Consider the following 19,816-nt stretch of genomic DNA (forward strand, 5'->3'; position numbering starts at 1 on the left):
CAACCATGTCATCCATTCGCTGCCTGGCCTTGCTGGCTGTGGCGTTTTTTCTCAGCGGTTGTTCCAGCTTCACCGACCAGAACGCTTCGGCGCTGCCGCGCGACGCGGCCTGGGGGCTGGTGCCGATCGTCAACTACTCCCAGGCGCCCCAGGCCGGTGAGCGGGCCGAGCAGATCCTGCTCAGCGTACTTGCCGAGCGCGGTCTGCAGCCGCGCCACTATCCTTTCGTGGCACAGGGTGTGGCGCCACTGATCGATGACCGCGAGCGGTTCAACCATGCGATGGCTTGGGCGCAAGCCGACCGGCTCGATTACGTCATCAGCGGCAGCGTCGAGGAATGGCAATACAAGAGTGGGCTCGATGGTGAGCCCGCCGTGGGCATGAGCCTGCAAGTGATCGAAGCGGCTAGCGGCCGAGTGGTGTGGAGCAACAGCGGTGCGCGTGCCGGCTGGTCCCGCGAAAGCCTCGCCGGCACGGCGCAGAAAGTACTGCGCGAGCTGGCCGGCGCGTTGCGTCTCGAATAATGGCGATCGGCTCGGCACACAAAGACTTCAGCCTGGCGCCGCGCGCCAGCGGTGCGGTCTCCTGGCTGGAAACCTGGTTGCTCAGCGGGCTGGCGATTGCGCTCGGCTACTGGATTTCGCCTGACGATCCGCTGATGGTCCATAGCTCTTTTCCCTGGACGGTGATGGCACCACTGCTGCTGGGCATGCGTTATGGCTTCATGCGCGGCCTGGTCAGTGCCGTGTTGCTGATCCTCGCCTTGATCGCTTATCACCGTTTCGGTGGTCACTATCCAGAAATGCCTGCCTCCTTCATCGTCGGGGTGTTGGTGAGTGGCATGTTGGTGGGTGAGTTTCGTGATATCTGGGAGCGCCGGTTGGAGCGGCTCGACCTGGCCAACGATTATCGGCAGCTGCGACTCGATGAGTTCACCCGCGCGCACTACATCCTGCGCATTTCGCACGACCGTCTCGAACAGCGCGTTGCCGGCAACGACCAGAGCCTGCGCAGTTCCCTGTACGGGTTGCGCAACCAGCTGCGCAACCTGCCGCGCGGTGACGATACGCTTGCCGCATTGGCCGAACCGGTAATGAATCTGCTCGCGCAGTACGGCTCGTTTCGGGCCGCCGGTCTATATCGCGTGCGCGGCGGCAGCGTCGTGCCGGAGCCCTTGAGTTTGATCGGTGAGGCGGCGCCTATGAACACCGATGATCTGCTGGTGCGCATGTGCCTGCAGCGCGGTGAACTGGTGAGCATTCGCGAGCAGCTGCTCGAGCGTGGCGAACACCGCCAGCACTCGCAATACCAGCTTTGTGTACCGCTGGTCGATACCGAGGGATTTATCGTGGCGCTGCTGGCGGTGGAGCAGATGCCGTTCTTCTCGTTCAATGAACGGATCTTCGGACTACTGGCGATTCTTGCCGGGCATATCGCCGACTTGATGCTCAGCGACCCACAAACGCGCCAATTGCAGGATATGGATAGCCAGCTGTTCAGCCAGAATCTCAAGCGCTCGCTGGCCGATGCGCAGCGGCATGGGCTGGATGCCTGTCTGTTCTCGTTCGAGATAAGCGCCTCGCCGCGCGGCGCCGAGGTGCTGCGTCTGATCGAGGACAGCCGGCGCGGCCTGGATCTGCAGCTCAGGTTGAGCAATCAGCGCGGCAATACCTGTGTGTTGGTGCTGTTGCCGCTGACTTCTGCCGAAGGTGCTCAGGGCTACCTGTTCCGTCTGAATAGTCTGCTCGGTGAACGCTTTGGCACCAGCGAATCGCTCGAGAGCCTGGACGTGCGCGTGCTCGACCATGACATCGGTGCAGCCAATGGTCGCGATGCGCTGCGTAATTTTCTTTTCCTTGAGTGCGACCTGAATGATCAGCAAGTGGCTATTTAGCGGCGCGCTGCTATTCGAGGTAGGCAGCTGGGCGGCCTTCCGCCAGTCCCTCGGGCTTGTTCAGGCGACGCTCCTATACGTAGTTGCGCACGCACTCAGCAGTGCCATGCTCAGCGGCGGCATCTGGCTGGTATTGCCGCGGCGTTACAAGTTTCCGTTGCCCTGGAGTCCGTTGTTCATCTTCAGTCTGGCCTTTTTCGTGCCGCTGCTGGGAGCCGTGGGCGTCGCGGCTGCGCTGTTCCCGGCTTTGTATTTGCCGCGTCGTCGACAGGAGCAGAGTTGGGACTCAATGGCGGTGCCCGAGTTGCCGTTTCGCCCGCAGGAACGCGGCCGCGAGCTGATGTTCAGTGATGGCGGCCTGAAGGATGTATTGCGCCATGCACCGGATACGGAGAAACGCTTGGCGGCGCTCTTCGCCACGCGGCGCATGCCGGGCCGCGAGGCGATCCCGATCCTCAAATTGGCGCTGCGTGATCCAGCCGATGACGTACGGCTGCTGGCTTATTCCATGCTCGACAAGCAGGAAAGCGAGATCAACCATCGTATCGAGATGGCTCTCCAACAATTGAGCACTGCCGATAACCGGCACGAGGCTGCGTTGCACGATGCACTGGCACGCTGGTACTGGGAGCTGGCCTACCTGGGGCTGGCCCAGGGAAGCGTGCTCGACCATGTGCTTGGCCAGGCCCGAGAGCATGTCGAGCAAACCCTCGCTGATGCTGACAATCCCTACGCGCACGTTCTTGCAGGACGCATCGCACTGGAGCACAGGCGCCTGGATGCCGCCAAAGCGCATCTGGCGAGCGCCGAGGCGGCAGGCGTCGGCGCGCAGCAACTGGCGCCGTTTCGCGCAGAGATCGCATTCATCGAAAGGCGTTACACGGATGTCTCGGAGCAGTTGGCAAAGCTGCCCGAGGATGTGTTGCACCGCCCACCATTTGCCGCCCTAGGAAAATACTGGTTGTGACCAAGAATCTACCCGAAGCCCCGGTCGCCGATATCTGCCTGCTGCTCGAGGGCACCTGGCCCTATGTGCGTGGCGGTGTATCCAGCTGGGTAAATCAGTTGATCCTTGGCCTTCCGGAGTTCACCTTCTCGGTGTTTTTCATTGGCGGGCAGCGAGAGGCCTATCCCGAGCGCCAGTACAAAATCCCGCCGAACGTCGTGCATATCGAAGAGCACTTCCTGGAAAGCGCTTGGCGACCGGGCGATGCGGTCGCTGCCGCCAGGCGCGAGGGTTCACGCGAGCCGATGCGTCAGATGCATCAATTTTTCCATCACCCGGACCCGCCGGATGTGGAGCAGGGCGAGGCGATACTCGAGATGCTGGCTTCGTGCCGGCTAACCTTGGACGACGTGCTGCACAGCCGGGCGAGCTGGGATGCAATCACCGAAGGCTATACGCGGCATTGCAGCGACCCATCGTTCATCAACTACTTCTGGACACTGCGCACCATGCAAGCGCCGTTGGTAATGCTGGCGCAGGCGATCACACGGCTGCCGCGGGCGCGCGCCCTGCATGCCATTTCCACTGGCTATGCGGGTTTGGTAGGAAGTGTCCTTCAGCGACGCTGGCAATGCGCCTACCTGCTTAGTGAGCACGGGATCTATACCAAGGAGCGCAAGATCGACCTGGCCCAGGCCAGCTGGATAACCGACAGCCCGGACGAAGCTTTGCGCATGGGTCTGGATGCCGAGTTCAGTTATGTTCGCCGGCTCTGGATCCGATTTTTCGAGCGGATCGGCTTGCTGACTTACCGCTCGGCCGATCCGATCATTGCCCTGTACGACGGCAACCGCCAACGGCAAATCGCCGATGGTGCGGAGCCAGCGCGCACCCGCGTCATTCCCAACGGTATCGCCATGGCCGGCTGGGCCGATGCGCTGGAACGGCGGCCGCCAGGTATCCCTCCGGTGGTCGGGCTGGTCGGCCGAGTGGTGCCGATCAAGGACGTGAAAACCTTCATTCGCGCCATGCGTAGCGTGGTCAGCGCCATTCCCGAAGCAGAGGGTTGGATAGTCGGACCTGATGAAGAAGATCGGGAATACGCTGCCGAATGCCGCAGCCTGGTGATCAGTTTGGGGCTGGAAGGCCGCGTTAAGTTTCTCGGCTTTCGTCAGATACACGAGCTGCTGCCAAACCTGGGGCTGATGGTGCTGACATCTATCAGCGAGGCGCAACCGCTGGTCATTCTCGAGGCCTGGGCAGCAGGCACGCCGGTGGTCAGCAGCGACGTAGGGTCATGCCGTGAGCTGATTGAGGGCGCGGCGGATGAACAGCCCGCACTAGGGCGCGCCGGTGAGGTGGTGCCCATTGCCGATCCGCAGGCGACCGCGCGCGCCGTCGTCGATCTGCTGAGCGATTCCGAGCGCTGGCGGGCGGCGCAGGCGGTGGGGCTGGAACGCGTCAATCGCTATTACACCGACGCTCTGATGCTCGAGCGCTATCGCACCCTCTATCGCAGCGCCACGGGAGCCGTCTGACATGGCTGGAATCGGATTCGAGCTGCGCAAAATTCTTTCGCGCGACTCCTACACCGCAACGCTTCGAGCCTATCTCTACGCCGGACTGATCAGTTCCGGCCCGTGGGTGCTGTCCATCATCAGCGTCATGGTGATCGGGGTTATGAGCTTGGGTGTCGTGATCCCGGAGTTGCTGATTCGCCAGTTTCTAGTCAGCGTGACTTATCTGATGGCGGCCTCGCTGATCATTACCGGTGGCGCTCAGCTGTTCTTCACCCGTTTCATCTCCGACCGGCTGTTCGAGAAACAGGAGGAGCGCATCCTGCCGAACCTGGTGGGCATTCTGCTGGTCGTTACCGTGTCGTCGGGGGTACTCGGCTTCGCCTTGCTGAGCGTGCTGTTCGACCAGCCGTTCCTCTATCGACTACTGATGCTGGCCAACTTCGTGGTGCTCTGCAACCTGTGGCTGACGATCGTTTTCTTGTCTGGAATGAAGGCCTACAACCGCATCTTGCTGGTGATGGTGGCAGGTTATTCGCTGATGGTGCTGTGTTCGTTCCTGCTGCGGTTCCTCAAGCTCGAAGGATTGCTGATGGGCTTGCTGATAGGGCATGCCAGCCTGTTCTTCATGTTCCTGTTCGACATATTGCGGGAATACCCGGCCAAGCAATTGGTGGCTTTCGATTTTCTAAAACGCAAGCAGGTATTCATCAGCCTGTTGCTGACCGGTCTTTGCTACAACCTGGGTATCTGGGTCGACAAGATTTTGTTCTGGTTCAACCCCAGCACTTCCACTGAAGTCATCGGGCCACTGCGGGCTTCGATGCTTTATGACCTGCCGATCTTCCTGGCCTATCTGGCGATTATTCCTGGCATGGCGGTATTTCTGGTGCGCATCGAGACGGACTTTGCCGAGTGGTATGACCGCGTCTATTCGGCCATTCGCGGTGGCGAGACCTTGCAGCATATCGGTCAGCTCAAACACCAGATGATCCTTTCCGTGCGTCAAGGGCTGCTGGAGATCTGCAAGGTTCAGGGACTGACTGTCGTGCTGCTGTTCCTGATCGCCCCGCAGCTGCTGGCGTGGTTGGGGATGTCCGCGTATTACCTGCCGCTGTTTTACGTTGATCTGATCGGCGTCAGTATCCAGGTCGTGTTCATGGCGTTGTTGAACGTGTTCTTCTACCTCGACAAGCGCAGCATCGTCTTGGAGTTGTGCCTGATCTTCGTTCTGCTCAACGCCGCGCTGACCATGGCCAGCCAACAGCTGGGACCGAGTTTCTTCGGCTACGGCTTCACTCTCTCAGTACTGGTTTGCGTGCTGCTTGGGCTGGTTCGTCTATCCAGTTCGCTGGATGATCTCGAGTACGAAACCTTCATGCTTGGCCGCTGAGATGGCTTTGCCTGCTCAGCCGCAAGTTGTGGCCAGCCACTCCGGTATCCGCCGCTCCAGGTAATAAAGAGGCCGACCCGGCGAGCCTTCGACGAAGCCGACATGCCCGCCGCTGCGGTGCAGCTCCAGCGTTGTGGTCGATGAAAGTTCAGCCGGTTCGGGCACGCTGTGGCGGAACACGAAGGGGTCGTCTTCAGCCTGGATCAGTAGCGTCGGGATTTGGATATCGGGCAGGAAATAGCGGCTCGATGCACGGCGGTAGTAATCACTGGCATCGGCGTAGCCGTGCAGCGGAGCGGTGATGCGCCCATCGAAATCCCAGAATGTCCGCATGCCTTCCAGCGAGCCGAGACGCTGCAGCGCCGAGAGGTGTTCACCCGCGCCCTGTTGCGCGAACCGGTGCTGCTTGTCCTTCACGTAGGCCACCATTTCACGCATGAAATGCGCCTGGTAAACCCGCGAAAAACCCAGGCCGATGCGGTCGGCGCATTGATCCAGCCGGAACGGCACGGAGACCGCCACGGCCTTTTGCAAGGGTGCGCTACTGCCCGTCTCGCCGAGATACTTGAGCAGCACATTGCCACCCAGCGAGTAGCCCACCGCGTGCAGCGGCGCCAGCGGACGGCTGGCACGCAGATGTGCAATCACTTCGGCAAGGTCATCACTGGCACCGGAATGATAGGCGCGCGGGAGCAGGTTCGGTTCGCCGGAGCAGCCGCGCCAGTTGATCGCCACGCTGGCCCAGCCTCTGGCGGCCAGTCGTCGTTGCAGACCGAGCACGTAATGCGAGCTCGAAGAACCCGTCAGCCCATGCAGGACCAGCACCAACGAGGCCGCAGGGTCATGCGGCCCATGCCAATCTAGATCGATGAAATCGCCATCGGCAAGCCACAGACGTTCGCGGCGTCGTGCTAGCGAAGGCGAACGCCGGCAGAAAGGATTCCAGAGGGTCTGTAAATGCCCGCCAGGCAACCACCAGGCCGGCGTGAAGGCCGGGCCCGTTTCGGATTCGGCGGCGGTGTCAGGGAAGGTCACGGACACTGAATGGCCCCGTTGCTGGTTGCGGTACGGGTCGGTACCGCGGTTCCGATTGATTCACGCTGGGCTGCTGTGCGCATCAGCCTGGCGGTCATTGCGCCGGCGAAATAGCTACTGCTCGCTGCTGCGCTCCCACAGTGCGTAGTGCACCTTGCCGGCCTGCTTCTCGCGATGCAGCCGCCAATTGCCGGGCAGGCCGAGGTTCGAAGGCACAGCTTCGCTTTCGGTGTAGACCCAGGCATGTTTGGCCAGCCAGCCGTTGGTTTCCAGCAATTGGCAGGCGGGTTGCAGCAGGTTCTTGTTGAACGGTGGATCGAGAAAGACCAGATCGAAAGGCGTTGGCGTCTGGGTTTCCAGGTAGCGCAGGGCATCGCTTTGCAGCAATTGGCCCTGCCCACATTTGAGCGTGTCCAGATGCTTGCGCAGGCTGGCGATGGCATTGGCGTTCACATCCAGTGCCAGTGCCATGCTGGCGCCGCGGGAGAGCGCCTCCAGATACAGCGCACCGCTACCGGTGAAAGGATCGAGCACACGGGCACCGGACATATGCGGCGCGAGCCAGTTGAACAGTGTTTCGCGCACCCGGTCAGGTGTCGGCCGCAAGCCTTCGGCGTCGGGAAAGCTGAAGCGCCGGCTGCGCCATTCGCCACCGATGATGCGCAGCTGGCCCTGGCCACCGCGGGCGGAAGGACGAATGGGTGGGTTGGCCATCAATGCTCCGGAACGCTGCTGGGTTGCTCAATGGGCTTTTCGCTCGGCGCCGGCAGCGGTTTTTGCTCGACTTGCGGGCCGGCGGTGACAATCACGAAGCCGTCCGCGCTGAGGTGTTTGCTCATTGCGGTCCTGACATCTTCGACCGACAACGCCTGGACCTGTTGCATGAAGTCTTCGAGATAGGTCAGCGGCAGATCATAGAAGCCGATGCTGCCCAGCTGGCCGACAATATCGGCATTGCTGGCGGTGGATAGCGGAAAGCTACCGGCAGTTTCGCGCTTGCTGCGTTCCAGCTCGGCCTTCGTCGGGCCTTCTTCAAGGAACTCGGCGACCAGGCGCTGCACCAGCCCGAGGGTGGCTTCGGAGAGGTCGGCACGGGTCTGCAGATTGATCATGAACGGGCCATTGGTCTGCATCGGGCTGAAGCCGGAATACACACCATAGGTCAGCCCGCGTTTCTCCCGAACCTCTTCCATCAGACGGGTGCCGAAGCCGCCACCGCCCAGGATCTGGTTGCCCAGGTAGAGCGCGGCGTAGTCTGGATGTCCGCGCGGGATGCCCATTTGCGCCAGTAGCAGGTGAGTCTGGTTGGAAGGAAAGTCGATGTGGTGCTTGCCGGCAGTGGGCTCGCTCGGCACGGGTGGTGGCGGCAGTGCCGGCCCTTGCGGCAGCGCACTGGAGACCTGGGCGGCGATGGCTTCGGCCTGCTCACGGCTGAGGTCGCCGACCAAGGCAATCACGGCATTGCCAGCGGTGTAGGCCTTGGCATGAAATCCGCGGAGCTGCTCGGCTGTGATGCCGGGGATCGATTCCGGTGTGCCTTCGCTGGGGTGCGCATAGGGATGGTTCTGGTAGAGCTGCTCGAACAGCTCGAGGCTTGCCAGTTTGCCGGGGTTTTGCTTCTGGAATTCGAAGCCGGCAAGTATCTGGTTTTTGATCCGCTGCAGCGATTCCGCCGGGAATGTCGGTTGGCCCAGCACCTGGCTGAACAGTTGCAACGCCGGCTCTCGTTTGTCCGCCGTGCTGAGACTGCGCAGGCTGGCGATCGCCATGTCGCGGTAAGAACCGTTGCCGAAGTCGGCGCCGAGTCCTTCGAAACCTTCGGCGATGGCGGTGACGTCCTTGCCTTCGATCCCTTCGTTGAGCATGGCGTTGGTGAGCATGGCCAGTCCCGGCACACCGCCGTCCTGGCTGCTGCCGGCGGCAAAGGTCAGGCGCAGGTCGAACATCGGAAGCTGATGGGCCTCGACGAACAGCACCTTGGCGCCGCCTTCGGTTTGCCAGCTCTGAATATCCAGCTCACGTCGCGGCAGAGGTTGGTCGCCAAGCGCGTCCAGCGATTCCAGCCGAGACTTATCCTCTTCGGCTGCCTTGGCGATGGCTTGTCCGGATTCTGCCGGCGTGGCGACTGTTTCTTCGGTCGGTACGGGGATCGATGCGGCGGTTTCGCCGGTTTTGCCATCGCAGGCGGCCAGACCCAGGCAGGATGCCAGCGCCAGGCCAAGCAGGCCGCGACGCAACAGGTTGCGATCACTCATCGCTGGTCTCCTCGGGCAGAACATGGGCAACGCTCAGGCGCGAGCGGGTGAAATAAGTGCGGGCGGCTTGCTGGATATCTTCTGGCGTCACTGCCTCCAGGGCGCTGAGTTCATCGTCCATCAGTCGCCAGGACAGCCCAACGGTTTCCAACTGGCCGATGGTTGTGGCCTGTTGCGTGATCGAGTCACGCTCGTAGACCAGGCCGGCGATAACCTGCGCGCGGACCCGTTCGAGTTCTTCTGCCGAAGGCGCGGTCTGCTTGAGCAGTTCGAGTTGCTGCCAGAGGCCTTCCTCTACTTCTTCAAGCGTGCGGCCCTTCTGTATGTTGGGCGCTGCGCTGAGAACGAACAGGCTGTCGCCGCGGGCGTAGGCGTTGTACCAGGCCGAGGCGCTGGTCACCAGCTCCTGGCCGCGCTCGAGTTGCTGCGGCAGGCGGGCGCTGTAGCCGCCATCGAGCAACGCGCTAATCAGGCGCAGAGCGTGGATTTGCGTCGGGTTCTCGCTCGTGGCCAGGCCGGGGGTATTGAAGGCCATGATCAGGCTGGGCACCTGCGTCTGCACATGTAATTGCAGGCGGCGCTCGCCGGGCTCGTCCAGCTCCAGCGGGCGCTTGGCGATGGGCACGGGCTGTTTGTCGATAGGCCCGAAATAGCGCTCAGCCAGGGTGCGTACTTCATCCGGCGTGACATCACCGACCACTACCAGCGTGGCGTTGTTGGGTGCGTACCAGCGCTTGTACCAGATGCGCAGTTCTTCCACGGTCATGCGTTTGAGGTCCGCCATCCAGCCAATCGTGGGCGTGTGGTAACCGCTGGCGGGGTAGGCCATGGCCTTGAAGCGCTCGTAGGCGAGGGCGCTGGGCTTGTCGTCGGTGCGCAGCCGGCGCTCTTCCTTAATCACTTCGATCTCGCGGGCGAACTCGTCGGCTGGCAGCTTGAGGCTGGCCAGCCGATCAGCTTCCAGTTCGAAGGCAACGGCCAGGCGGTCGCGTGCGAGTACCTGGTAATAGGCCGTGTAGTCATCGCTGGTGAAGGCATTTTCCTCGGCGCCCAGCTCCCGCAGGATGCGCGACGCCTCACCCGCTTCGAGCTTACGGCTGCCCTTGAACATCATGTGCTCGAGCGCATGGGAAAGGCCGGTCTTTCCGGGCGATTCGTAGCTGGACCCGACCTTGTACCAGAGCTGGGATACCACCACCGGAGCGCGATGGTCCTCACGCACGATCACCTTGAGGCCGTTATCCAGAAAGAATTCGTGGGTGGGTTGGGTGTCGGCTGCGACGACCAATGGCAGGTACAGAGCGCCGAGTAACAGGGCTGCGGCGCGGCGTAGCATCGAGGGCATATTCAGGGGCTCGTTCAGGGATAAATCCCGCCGAGTGACGTCGGCAGGCGGGAGCACACAGGACATGGTACTGGGGCGTCGAGGTCAGGGCAAAGCGGCGGAACGTTGGATATACACCGTGCCGCGTGGCGGGCGGGTGCCCACGCTTAGCGCAGGCGGTTGTGCAGTGCTAGGATAGCCCCCGTCTGGCTGGTGGCGTGGCCGCTGGCGTTTCGCCCTCTTGAGAAAATCTTCTCCATGTTTGGTTCCAACGACGATAAGAAGACGCCGGCCGAGGCTGGCGAAAAGAAAGGCTTGTTCGGCTGGTTGCGCAAAAAGCCGCAGACCCCGACAGCCGAGCCGCCTGCCGCCGAGCCGCTGGAAGACAGCCAGCCGTTCGCCGATGAGGTCGATGCGACTCCGGCCGAAGAGCCGCTCTCGACTGATATTCAGCCCGCGCCGGAAACCGCGCCGGAGCTCAAGCCGGAAGCAATACTGCAGGCTGAGCCCGAACCTGAGCCCCTACCAGAAGCCGTTCAGCCCAAGGAAGTTCCCGAGGCTCCCGCGCTCGCTGAGATCGCCGTCGAGCCGGCACCTGTTACCACCGCCGAGCCGGCTACCAAGATTGGTTTTTTTGCGCGGCTCAAGCAGGGTTTGTCGAAGACCAGCGCTAGCATCGGCGAGGGCATGGCCAGCCTGTTTCTCGGCAAAAAGGCCATCGATGATGATTTGCTGGATGAGCTGGAAACCCGCCTGCTGACCGCCGACGTCGGCGTCGAGGCGACCACCGCAATCATGCAGAACCTCGCCCGCCGGGTGTCGCGCAAGGAACTGGCCGACAGCGGCGCGCTGTACAAGGCGCTGCAGGAAGAGCTGGCCAGCCTGCTCAAGCCGGTCGAGCAACCGCTGGTGATCGAAGCTGGCAAGCAGCCTTTCGTGATTCTGGTGGTCGGCGTCAACGGTGTCGGCAAGACCACCACCATCGGCAAGTTGGCCAAGAAGCTTCAGCTTGAAGGCAAGAAAGTCATGCTCGCTGCCGGCGATACCTTCCGCGCGGCGGCAGTTGAGCAACTGCAGGTGTGGGGCGAGCGCAACAACATCGCCGTGATTGCCCAGCACACGGGCGCCGATTCCGCTTCGGTGATCTTCGATGCCGTGCAGGCCGCGAAGGCGCGTGGCATCGATGTGCTGATCGCCGACACGGCGGGCCGGCTGCATACCAAGGACAATCTGATGGAGGAGCTGAAGAAGGTCCGTCGGGTCATTGGCAAGCTCGACGAGACGGCCCCGCATGAGGTCCTGCTGGTGCTCGACGCCGGCACCGGCCAGAACGCCATCAACCAGACCCGCCAATTCAACCAGGCCGTCGAACTTACCGGCCTGGCGCTGACCAAGCTCGATGGCACTGCCAAGGGTGGGGTGATCTTTGCCCTGGCCAAGCAGTTCGGCACACCGATCCGCTATATCGGTGTCGGCGAAGGCATCGATGATTTGCGCGCTTTCGAAGCGGACTCTTTCGTCAATGCGCTATTTGCCGAAAAAGGGACGAGCGGAGGTAACGTCTCGTCATGATTCGATTCGATCAGGTCGGCAAGCGCTATCCCAACGGTCATACCGGATTGCACGAGTTATCGTTCCATGTGCAGCGCGGTGAGTTTCTCTTCGTCACCGGTCACTCCGGCGCAGGCAAAAGCACTCTGCTGCGCCTACTGCTGGCGATGGAACGCCCCACCAGCGGAAAGCTGCTGCTGGCCGGGCAGGACCTGTCACGGATCAGCAACGCGCAGATTCCATTCTTACGCCGGCAGATCGGTGTGGTGTTCCAGAACCACCAACTGTTGTTCGATCGCACCGTCTTCGACAACGCCGCGCTGCCGCTGCAAATTCTCGGGCTGAACAAGCGTGAGATCGGCCAGCGGGTGATGACCGCGCTGGAGCGGGTGAGCCTCAAGGACAAGGCGCTGCAGTTCCCCGCCGACCTCTCCACTGGCCAACAGCAGCGCGTCGGCATCGCCCGCGCTGTGGTGCATCGGCCAGCCCTGCTGCTCGCCGACGAGCCGACCGGTAATCTCGATCCGCGTCTGGCCGCTGAAATCATGGGTGTTTTCGAAGACATCAATCGCCTCGGTACCACCGTATTGATCGCCAGTCACGACCTGGCGCTGATCGCTCGCATGCGTCATCGCATGCTCACCCTGCAGCGTGGCCGCCTGATTGGCGACGGGGAGGCTGCCCGATGAGCGCACCCGAAAAAAACAATCCGAACCCGGCCGAACGCGCGGGCGGTGCGCGGAACAAGCCCGAGCAGCCGAGGAACGACGAGCCGGATTTCAAGACGTTGTTTCACGCCTGGCTGGAAAGCCATCGCGCAAGCATGGTCGATAGCGTCGGCCGGCTGATCAAACAGCCGATCGGCAGCTTCTTCACCTGTCTGGTCATGGCCGTCGCGTTGAGCCTGCCGATGGGCCTGGCGCTGTTGTTGGATAATGTCGAGCGGCTCGGCGGATCCTGGCAGCGTGCGGCGCAGATTTCGCTGTTCATGCAGTTGGAGGTGGATGCGCAGAAGGGCCAGGCGCTTCGCGAGCAGATCCTGGCGATGCCGGATGTGTCGGAAGCCGACTGGATCAGTCGCGAGCAGGCGCTGGAAGAGTTTCAGCAGCTATCGGGACTTGGTGAGGCGCTGCGTGAGCTGCCGGAAAACCCCTTGCCCGGTGTGATCCTGGTGACGCCCAGCGAGGTCGACCGAGACAACCTCGAAGCCCTGCGCCAACGCCTGGCCGACCTGCCCGGCGTAGAACAGGCGCAGCTGGACCTGCTATGGGTCGAGCGGCTGACGGCGATTCTGAAGCTCGGTGATCGCTTCGTCTTCGGCCTCAGCCTTCTGCTTATCGCAACGTTGCTGCTGGTGATCGGCAATACCATCCGTCTGCACATCGAGAATCGCCGTACCGAGATCGAAGTGGTCAAGCTGGTCGGTGGAACCGATGGCTACGTGCGGCGCCCCTTTCTCTACATGGGCGCGTTGTATGGGCTGGGCGCAGGATTGATCGCCTGGTTGCTGCTGGCTTACGGTCTGGGCTGGCTGAACGAGGCGGTAACTGGCCTGGCAGGCCTGTACGGCAGCGACTTCGGTCTGGCCGGGGTGCCTGTCGAGGACGGTCTGTCGTTGGTTCTCGGCGCCTTGCTACTGGGTTACATCGGTGCCTGGTTGGCCGTTGCACGGCACTTGAGTGAGCTCGCGCCTCGCTGATAAGTCCTTGATATTCAAGGGCTTAAATAGGTGTAAGGGAATTTTTCTCCAGACTTGCAGTCTCACCCGGCAATGCTAAACTGCTGCAGCTTCATTATCGGAGGACCTGCATGACAACTTCTCTGCAACCTGTTCAAGCCCTGGTTCCGGGAGGCAATCTCGAGGCCTACGTGCAGACGGTCAACAGCATTCCGCTGCTGACGGTCGAGCAGGAACGCGACCTGGCTGAGCGCCTGTTCTACAAACAGGATCTCGAGGCCGCTCGCCAGATGGTGCTTGCCCACCTGCGTTTCGTCGTACACATCGCCCGCAGTTATTCCGGTTATGGTCTGGCCCAGTCCGACCTGATCCAGGAAGGTAACGTCGGCCTGATGAAGGCAGTCAAGCGCTTCAACCCGGAGATGGGTGTGCGCCTGGTGTCCTTCGCGGTGCACTGGATCAAAGCCGAGATTCACGAATTCATTCTGCGTAACTGGCGCATCGTCAAAGTTGCCACGACCAAGGCGCAGCGCAAGCTGTTCTTCAATCTGCGTAGCCAGAAGAAGCGCCTGGCTTGGCTGAACAACGAGGAAGTCGAGCGGGTTGCCGACAGCCTCGGCGTTGAAGCCCGCGAAGTGCGTGAGATGGAAAGCCGTTTGACGGGGCACGACATGGCTTTCGATCCGTCGGCCGACGCCGATGACGACAGTGCCTACCAGTCGCCTGCGCATTACCTTGAGGATCATCGTTACGATCCGGCGCGGCAACTCGAGGACGCTGACTGGAGCGACAACTCCAATTCCAGCCTGCACGAGGCGCTGGAAACACTGGACGAGCGTAGCCGGGACATCCTTCAGCAGCGTTGGCTGAGTGACAACAAGGCCACTCTGCATGACCTCGCCGCCAAATATGGAGTCTCTGCTGAGCGCATTCGCCAGTTGGAAAAGAACGCCATGAACAAGCTCAAAGGCTCGATTCAGGCCTGATTTTCCAAAGTCTCGAAGGCGTTACAGGTTTTGCCTGTAGCGCCTTTTTTATACCTGGCAGATCACGTTTTCGTCGGACTCAGTCTGCTGCGTTGTGGCGATCAAGGAACGTGCCGGGAATTTTCCAGGGTATCGGTGAGTGCGATCAGCAACTGCGCCGCGCTGATGGGTTTGTGCAACCAAGTGATGCTGGTGTCGCTGTCGTTCTGCTCGAACTGGCTAGCGGCGGATATCACGATAATGGGTAAAGCCTGCGTGTCGGGATGGCGGCGAATCTCGTCGATCAGCTCTTGTCCGGTGCCGTCGGGCAGGTGCAGGTCGAGCGTCATCGCCTCATAGCGGACGCTGGCGAGCTTGCTCCGCGCGGCATGCAGGCTCTGCACGCGGTCGACCGAGTAGCCGGCATCGCGCAGCATCAGGTGCAGCAGCCGGCCGGTATCTGGCTCGTCTTCGACAACCAATAGCCGCAGCTGGCCCTGATCGGCCGCAGAGCTGGATGATTCGATGATCGGCAATTCGCACCAGAACGTCGTGCCTTCACCCTCCGCGGTATCGAAGCCGATCCGTCCGCCCATCCGCTCGATGAATTCCTTGGTGATTGCCAATCCGAGGCCGGTACCGCCTTTCTGGCGGCTGTCCGAGGCATCTGCCTGAGCAAACTTTTCAAACACCCGTGCCTGGAAGCCCTGAGGAATGCCCGGACCTTGGTCGGTGACATTGATGCGCACATGGCCAGCATCGAGCAGGCTGCAGTGCAGCGTCACTTCACCGCCTTCCGGGGTGTACTTGATGGCGTTCGAGAGGAAATTGCTTAGCACCTGCTGCAGGCGCAGACCGTCGACCCAAACGCTGACATGGGCGGGGTTGCGCAGTACGCAGCTCACGCCGAGGTGGGTGGCGAAGGCTTGGTTGCTTGCCAGCGCCTCGTCCAGCAAACGGCTGAGCGAGTGTTCGCGCATATCGAAGGACATCTTGCCCGCTGCGATTTTCTCCATGTCCAGCAGGTCATTGATCAAATAGCCCAGACGCAGGCTGTTGCGATGAGCGATCTCCAGCATCTGCTGCATTGGTGGCGGCACATCGCCCAGCGCGCCACCGGTAACCAGGCCCAGTGCACCACTTATCGAGGTCAGCGGGGTGCGCAGTTCGTGGCTGACGGTTGAGACGAACTCGTCTTTCATTTGCTCGATGCGCTTGTGCTCGGTCAGGTCCATGCTGGTGCCGCTGATGCGCAGTGGCTGGCCATTTCGATCGCGCTGAATGTAGCCGCGGATCAGGGCCGGAATCACTTTTCCGCTTTTATGCTGGAAGCGTAATTCGGTGGTGAAATGATCGGCAGCCGAGAGCATGGTTTGCGCCAACTGGCTTTTGGCTTGCGGCAGGTCTTCAGGCACCAGGACCTGTTCCCACAGCTTTAGATCCGAATGCAGCTCGCCGGGGCGGTAGCCGAGCATGTGCCAGGCACGCGGCGACGCGTAGAAGGTTCCGGCTTCGAGGTTCAGATCCCAAAGGCCGTCATTACTGCCCTTCAGCGCAAGGCTCAAACGCTCCTCGCTGAGCTGAAGGGCGCGTTTGTTTTCCCGGATATGCTCGGTCATCTGCTGCGCCAGCGCCTCTGCGCGGCCGTGTCTGAGCGAGAGCGATGAGGTCAGGAAGAACAGCAGCAGGCTTAGGCCAATGCCGAGGCCGATGACCAGCTCGTTGTTGACATGGAAGAACCTATCGAACTCTGGCAGGCTCTCGAGCCGCAGGGTCCACGTCTGCCCGTAGAGATCGAGCCGTACGGTTTCGCTGTGCCGGGCAGATTCGGCACGTGGCAACTCCCGACTGGCGAAGATGAGATGCTCCGGTTGTTCCTGATCGCCGGCATAAATGTGCAAGCTGAGGTTCGGGTCGGCGACGCCGAGAATCCCGTGCATCAGATCGTCCACCCGATAGGGGCTATAGACGAACCCTCGGAGTGCCTGCAGGCGCTGCTTTGGTGAGCGAGTCGGTGCGCCAGGCTGGTACAGCGGCACATACATCAGTACGCCGGCCTGCACCTTTCCATGGGTTTCCTGCTGGAGCGTGACCTTGCCGGTAATGTGGGTCCGCCCGGACTCGGCCGCTTGCAGCATGGCTTGCCGGCGCACCGGCTCGGCGAACATGTCATAGCCGAAAGCGGCCAGGTTGCGCTCACGAAACGGCTCGAGGTAGATGATGGGCGTGTAGAGCGAGCGATCATTACCGGATGGGTGAACGTCGTAATCTGCGAATCCTTCCTCGCGGACGCTCTGAATATGGGCCTCAAGGTCCTCGGGGCGTACGGCCTTGGCGAATCCGACCCCCTGGATTCCAGGATAGCGCTCGGCCAGTTGCAGATGGTCGTTATAGGCGCGCCACTGTTCGCGCGAGACCTCGCCGCTGGCATCGAACAATCCGGTTGCGCCGAGCAGAACCTGCTCATGATTGATCATCCGCTTGCCAATGGCCTCGGTGGTTTTTTCCACCAAGAACTCGAATTGCTGGCCTGCGGCGCGATCTTCCTTCAGCTCCAGGTGCTTCAGGATGATCAACTGCACCAGCAATGTGAAAGCCAGGACGAGCCAGGCGATGCTGTTACGCCAGTTGAAAAATTGCCGCACCTTGTTCAGAGATGCGCTGTGTTCGGTCGCGGTTTCGCTCATGCTTTCGCTGCCATGCGTTCAGTGGCGAATGGGCGAGAAGATACGGCATTGGTCCGTCTGTCCCGGCGGCCTTTCTGCGTGCGGGAAGTGCCGCGCATCTCGCAACATGTGAGTTTCAGCTTACTCGTTGAGATGGCTTACTGCCATAACGCTCCGTCAGGCCGCACTGGTTATATTTTGTGTCGTTCAGTTTCGTCTGGCTTCTGACTCGCGCATTCTGTTCAGATAATGGCTGCCGCCGAGCTGCCGTACCTGCTGGCGAATCCAGGCGGCGCGCTGGCGGACATGTGGGCCGGGGCGCCCGGCATTCCACTCGCGCGGATTGGGCAGCACGGCTGCCAACTGGCTGGCCTGGGCGGCTGAAAGATAGGGTGCTCCGACAGCGAAATGATGCTGCGCCGCCGCTTGTGCGCCGAAAATTCCGTTGCCCCATTCGACACTGTTCAGGTAGACCTCAAGAATGCGCTGTTTCGGCCACAGTAGCTCGATCCAGCCGGTGAACCAGACCTCAAGCCCCTTCCTCACCCAACTGCGACCGGACCAGAGAAATAGGTTCTTTGCTACCTGTTGGCTCAGAGTGCTGGCGCCCCGCAACGAGCCACCGCGTTCGTTGTGGGCGAACGCGGCGCGAATGGCCGCAATGTCGAAGCCCCAATGGTCGGCAAACTTCTGATCTTCTGCGGCAATGACCGCCATCTTCAGGTCGTCTGGTAACGTCTTCCAAGGTCGCCAGGTACGCTGAAGGTCAATGCTCTCGCCGCTGCTCCAGGATTCCAATTTGCGCTCGACCATGAGCGCGGTGAAGGGCGGTGGAACCCAGCGCAGAGCCAGTACCAGCAGCACGGAAAGCGCGGCCAGCCATAGCAGCAGTTTGGAGAGGCGACGCAGCAGGGCTCGGAACATGGGTCGTGGTCGCAGCCAGGGAGAACAGGCATTATAACGGCGCTCAAACTCCCTGACCGGACGCTACCGAATGATTCGTTCCTTTCTTCTGCTTGCTTCATTTTTCGGGCTGACCGGTGTTGCCCTGGGCGCTTTCGCCGCCCACGGCCTGAAAAGCCGACTCGGCGTCGACTATCTCGCGGTGTTTCAAACAGGGGTGCAGTATCAACTGATCCATGCGCTGGCGCTGTTTGGTGTGGCCCTGCTCGCACTGCACGCGCCGAGCCGCCTGCTGGTCGCGGCAGGCGGCTTGTTCGTGCTGGGCGTCCTGCTGTTCTCTGGCAGTCTTTACCTGCTCACCCTGACGGGTGTCGGCAAACTCGGCATCATCACGCCCATCGGCGGCACGGCCTTTCTGGCGGGCTGGATTTGCCTGATGTTGGCGGCGTGGAATCTTCGTGGCGGATCATAGCCATGCCGGCGCTGCATAGATGAATGGGACGCCCGCCGCCTTGGTGGTCCGGGTCGATCGGGCTAGAATGCTGGCCCCTTCGCAATGGTGGCGATCACTATGCACATTCAGTTGAACGGCGAGCGCTACGAGCTCCCTGACGGTCAGTCGGTGGCCGATTTGCTGCAGCGCCTGGAACTGACTGGGCGCCGGCTGGCGGTCGAGCTCAATCGCGACATCGTTCCGCGTAGTCAGCATGCGGCGACAGTCCTGGTCGATGGCGACCAGATAGAAGTCGTGCATGCCATTGGTGGCGGTTAGCGGTCTACGCCGCATCGCATATTTTCCGGATGCCGCTCCCTGCGGCGGCGTACTTCTCGCTTTATAACGTCTGAACAGGATGGTCCCATGAGCCCAGTTCCGCACGATAAACCCTTCACGCTCGCTGGCCGCACTTATCAGTCGCGCCTGCTGGTGGGCACCGGCAAATACAAAGATCTCGACGAAACCCGCGCCGCCATCGAGGCCTCGGGGGCCGAGATCGTTACCGTCGCGGTGCGTCGTACTAACATCGGCCAGAATCCGGGTGAGCCCAACCTGCTCGACGTAATTTCACCGGATCGCTACACCATCCTGCCGAATACCGCCGGTTGCTACGACGCTGAAGAAGCAGTCCGTACCTGCCGCCTGGCCCGTGAACTGCTCGACGGGCACAAGCTGGTCAAGCTGGAAGTGCTAGCCGACCAGAAGACGCTGTTCCCCAATGTCATCGAAACGCTCAAGGCCGCTGAAGTGCTGGTCAAAGACGGCTTCGACGTGATGGTTTACACCAGCGACGATCCGATCATCGCCCGCCAGTTGGCGGAAATGGGCTGTATCGCGGTAATGCCACTGGCTGGCTTGATCGGCACCGGCCTGGGCATCTGCAACCCTTACAACCTGCGCATCATCCTTGAGGAAGCCAAAGTGCCGGTGCTCGTCGACGCAGGCGTGGGTACGGCGTCCGACGCGACCATCGCCATGGAGCTGGGGTGTGAGGCGGTACTGATGAACAGTGCCATCGCCCATGCGCAGAACCCGGTGCTGATGGCCGAAGCCATGAAATACGCCATTGAGGCCGGCCGTCTGGCCTATCTGGCGGGTCGTATGCCGAAGAAACTCTATGCCAGCGCCTCTTCGCCTCTGGAAGGCCTGATCCGCTAATTCCCACTTCCCATCCCGCCGCGTTCTCACCCGAT

18 protein-coding genes are annotated in these 19,816 nt (G+C 61.4%); 12 read left to right on the plus strand and 6 right to left on the minus strand.

Annotation, left to right across the window (positions count from 1 at the left end):
- Positions 1 to 5 precede the first annotated feature (5 nt).
- Genes AC2LD7_RS04925 through pelG form a run of 5 tightly spaced genes read left to right on the plus strand, consistent with a single transcriptional unit; the run spans position 6 to position 5,750 of the window.
- Positions 6 to 524, plus strand: a complete 519-nt coding sequence (locus tag AC2LD7_RS04925; RefSeq protein WP_484596736.1) for a penicillin-binding protein activator LpoB — start codon at positions 6 to 8, stop codon at positions 522 to 524.
- Positions 524 to 1,894: a PelD GGDEF domain-containing protein gene (locus AC2LD7_RS04930; protein ID WP_484596737.1), complete on the plus strand. Its 1,371-nt coding sequence runs from the start codon at positions 524 to 526 to the stop codon at positions 1,892 to 1,894. Before AC2LD7_RS04925 ends, AC2LD7_RS04930 begins: the two co-directional genes overlap by 1 nt.
- A complete protein-coding gene (locus tag AC2LD7_RS04935; protein WP_484596738.1) occupies positions 1,872 to 2,861 on the plus strand; it encodes a HEAT repeat domain-containing protein in 990 nt (329 codons plus the stop codon). Before AC2LD7_RS04930 ends, AC2LD7_RS04935 begins: the two co-directional genes overlap by 23 nt.
- Positions 2,858 to 4,378, plus strand: a complete 1,521-nt coding sequence (pelF, locus tag AC2LD7_RS04940) for a GT4 family glycosyltransferase PelF (protein WP_484596739.1) — start codon at positions 2,858 to 2,860, stop codon at positions 4,376 to 4,378. Before AC2LD7_RS04935 ends, pelF begins: the two co-directional genes overlap by 4 nt.
- A 1-nt stretch (position 4,379) precedes the next feature.
- Complete coding sequence (pelG, locus tag AC2LD7_RS04945; RefSeq protein ID WP_484596740.1) at positions 4,380 to 5,750, plus strand: exopolysaccharide Pel transporter PelG; 1,371 nt, start codon at positions 4,380 to 4,382, stop codon at positions 5,748 to 5,750.
- A 15-nt stretch (positions 5,751 to 5,765) separates the two neighbouring features.
- On the opposite strand, the gene AC2LD7_RS04950 is transcribed toward pelG, so the two are convergent.
- The 4 genes from AC2LD7_RS04950 to AC2LD7_RS04965 form a co-directional block, all read right to left on the minus strand.
- Positions 5,766 to 6,791 (minus strand): hydrolase, encoded by a 1,026-nt coding sequence (locus tag AC2LD7_RS04950; protein ID WP_484596741.1) that lies wholly within the window; start codon positions 6,789 to 6,791, stop codon positions 5,766 to 5,768.
- 108 nt (positions 6,792 to 6,899) lie between these two features.
- Positions 6,900 to 7,499: a 16S rRNA (guanine(966)-N(2))-methyltransferase RsmD gene (rsmD, locus tag AC2LD7_RS04955; RefSeq protein WP_484596742.1), complete on the minus strand. Its 600-nt coding sequence runs from the start codon at positions 7,497 to 7,499 to the stop codon at positions 6,900 to 6,902.
- Positions 7,499 to 9,040 carry a M16 family metallopeptidase gene (locus AC2LD7_RS04960; protein WP_484596743.1) on the minus strand — a complete coding sequence of 514 codons (1,542 nt, stop codon included), beginning with the start codon at positions 9,038 to 9,040 and terminating at the stop codon, positions 7,499 to 7,501. Before AC2LD7_RS04960 ends, rsmD begins: the two co-directional genes overlap by 1 nt.
- Positions 9,033 to 10,385 (minus strand): M16 family metallopeptidase, encoded by a 1,353-nt coding sequence (locus tag AC2LD7_RS04965; protein ID WP_484596744.1) that lies wholly within the window; start codon positions 10,383 to 10,385, stop codon positions 9,033 to 9,035. The genes AC2LD7_RS04960 and AC2LD7_RS04965 overlap by 8 nt, the downstream gene beginning before the upstream one ends.
- A 237-nt stretch (positions 10,386 to 10,622) precedes the next feature.
- Here AC2LD7_RS04965 and ftsY point away from each other — a divergent pair, with 237 nt between their 5' ends.
- From ftsY to rpoH, 4 genes are all read left to right on the plus strand, one after another.
- The gene (gene ftsY / locus AC2LD7_RS04970; protein WP_484596745.1) at positions 10,623 to 11,936 is read left to right on the plus strand and encodes a signal recognition particle-docking protein FtsY; all 1,314 of its coding nucleotides are present in this window, start codon (positions 10,623 to 10,625) and stop codon (positions 11,934 to 11,936) included.
- Positions 11,933 to 12,604 carry a cell division ATP-binding protein FtsE gene (gene ftsE / locus AC2LD7_RS04975; RefSeq protein WP_484596746.1) on the plus strand — a complete coding sequence of 224 codons (672 nt, stop codon included), beginning with the start codon at positions 11,933 to 11,935 and terminating at the stop codon, positions 12,602 to 12,604. Before ftsY ends, ftsE begins: the two co-directional genes overlap by 4 nt.
- Positions 12,601 to 13,614: a permease-like cell division protein FtsX gene (ftsX, locus tag AC2LD7_RS04980; RefSeq protein WP_484596747.1), complete on the plus strand. Its 1,014-nt coding sequence runs from the start codon at positions 12,601 to 12,603 to the stop codon at positions 13,612 to 13,614. The genes ftsE and ftsX overlap by 4 nt, the downstream gene beginning before the upstream one ends.
- A 110-nt stretch (positions 13,615 to 13,724) precedes the next feature.
- Positions 13,725 to 14,579 carry an RNA polymerase sigma factor RpoH gene (gene rpoH, locus AC2LD7_RS04985; protein WP_484596748.1) on the plus strand — a complete coding sequence of 285 codons (855 nt, stop codon included), beginning with the start codon at positions 13,725 to 13,727 and terminating at the stop codon, positions 14,577 to 14,579.
- A gap of 101 nt (positions 14,580 to 14,680) precedes the next feature.
- On the opposite strand, the gene AC2LD7_RS04990 is transcribed toward rpoH, so the two are convergent.
- Both AC2LD7_RS04990 and mtgA read right to left on the minus strand, forming a co-directional pair.
- Positions 14,681 to 17,245: a CHASE domain-containing protein gene (locus AC2LD7_RS04990; RefSeq protein ID WP_484596749.1), complete on the minus strand. Its 2,565-nt coding sequence runs from the start codon at positions 17,243 to 17,245 to the stop codon at positions 14,681 to 14,683.
- A 186-nt stretch (positions 17,246 to 17,431) separates the two neighbouring features.
- The gene (gene mtgA / locus AC2LD7_RS04995) at positions 17,432 to 18,148 is read right to left on the minus strand and encodes a monofunctional biosynthetic peptidoglycan transglycosylase (protein ID WP_484596750.1); all 717 of its coding nucleotides are present in this window, start codon (positions 18,146 to 18,148) and stop codon (positions 17,432 to 17,434) included.
- A 70-nt stretch (positions 18,149 to 18,218) separates the two neighbouring features.
- Between mtgA and AC2LD7_RS05000 the strand changes: the two genes are divergently transcribed.
- The 3 genes from AC2LD7_RS05000 to AC2LD7_RS05010 all read left to right on the plus strand — a co-directional run bounded on the left by AC2LD7_RS05000 (position 18,219) and on the right by AC2LD7_RS05010 (position 19,781).
- On the plus strand, positions 18,219 to 18,599 hold the full coding sequence (locus AC2LD7_RS05000; protein ID WP_484596751.1) for a DUF423 domain-containing protein: 381 nt from the start codon (positions 18,219 to 18,221) through the stop codon (positions 18,597 to 18,599).
- Positions 18,600 to 18,698: 99 nt separating this feature from the next.
- Entirely contained in the window at positions 18,699 to 18,899 is a 201-nt protein-coding gene (thiS, locus tag AC2LD7_RS05005; RefSeq protein WP_484596752.1) for a sulfur carrier protein ThiS, read from the plus strand.
- An 87-nt stretch (positions 18,900 to 18,986) separates the two neighbouring features.
- A complete protein-coding gene (locus tag AC2LD7_RS05010) occupies positions 18,987 to 19,781 on the plus strand; it encodes a thiazole synthase (protein ID WP_484596753.1) in 795 nt (264 codons plus the stop codon).
- Positions 19,782 to 19,816 lie beyond the last annotated feature (35 nt).

The sequence above is a fragment of the Stutzerimonas sp. genome (genome assembly GCF_982611455.1).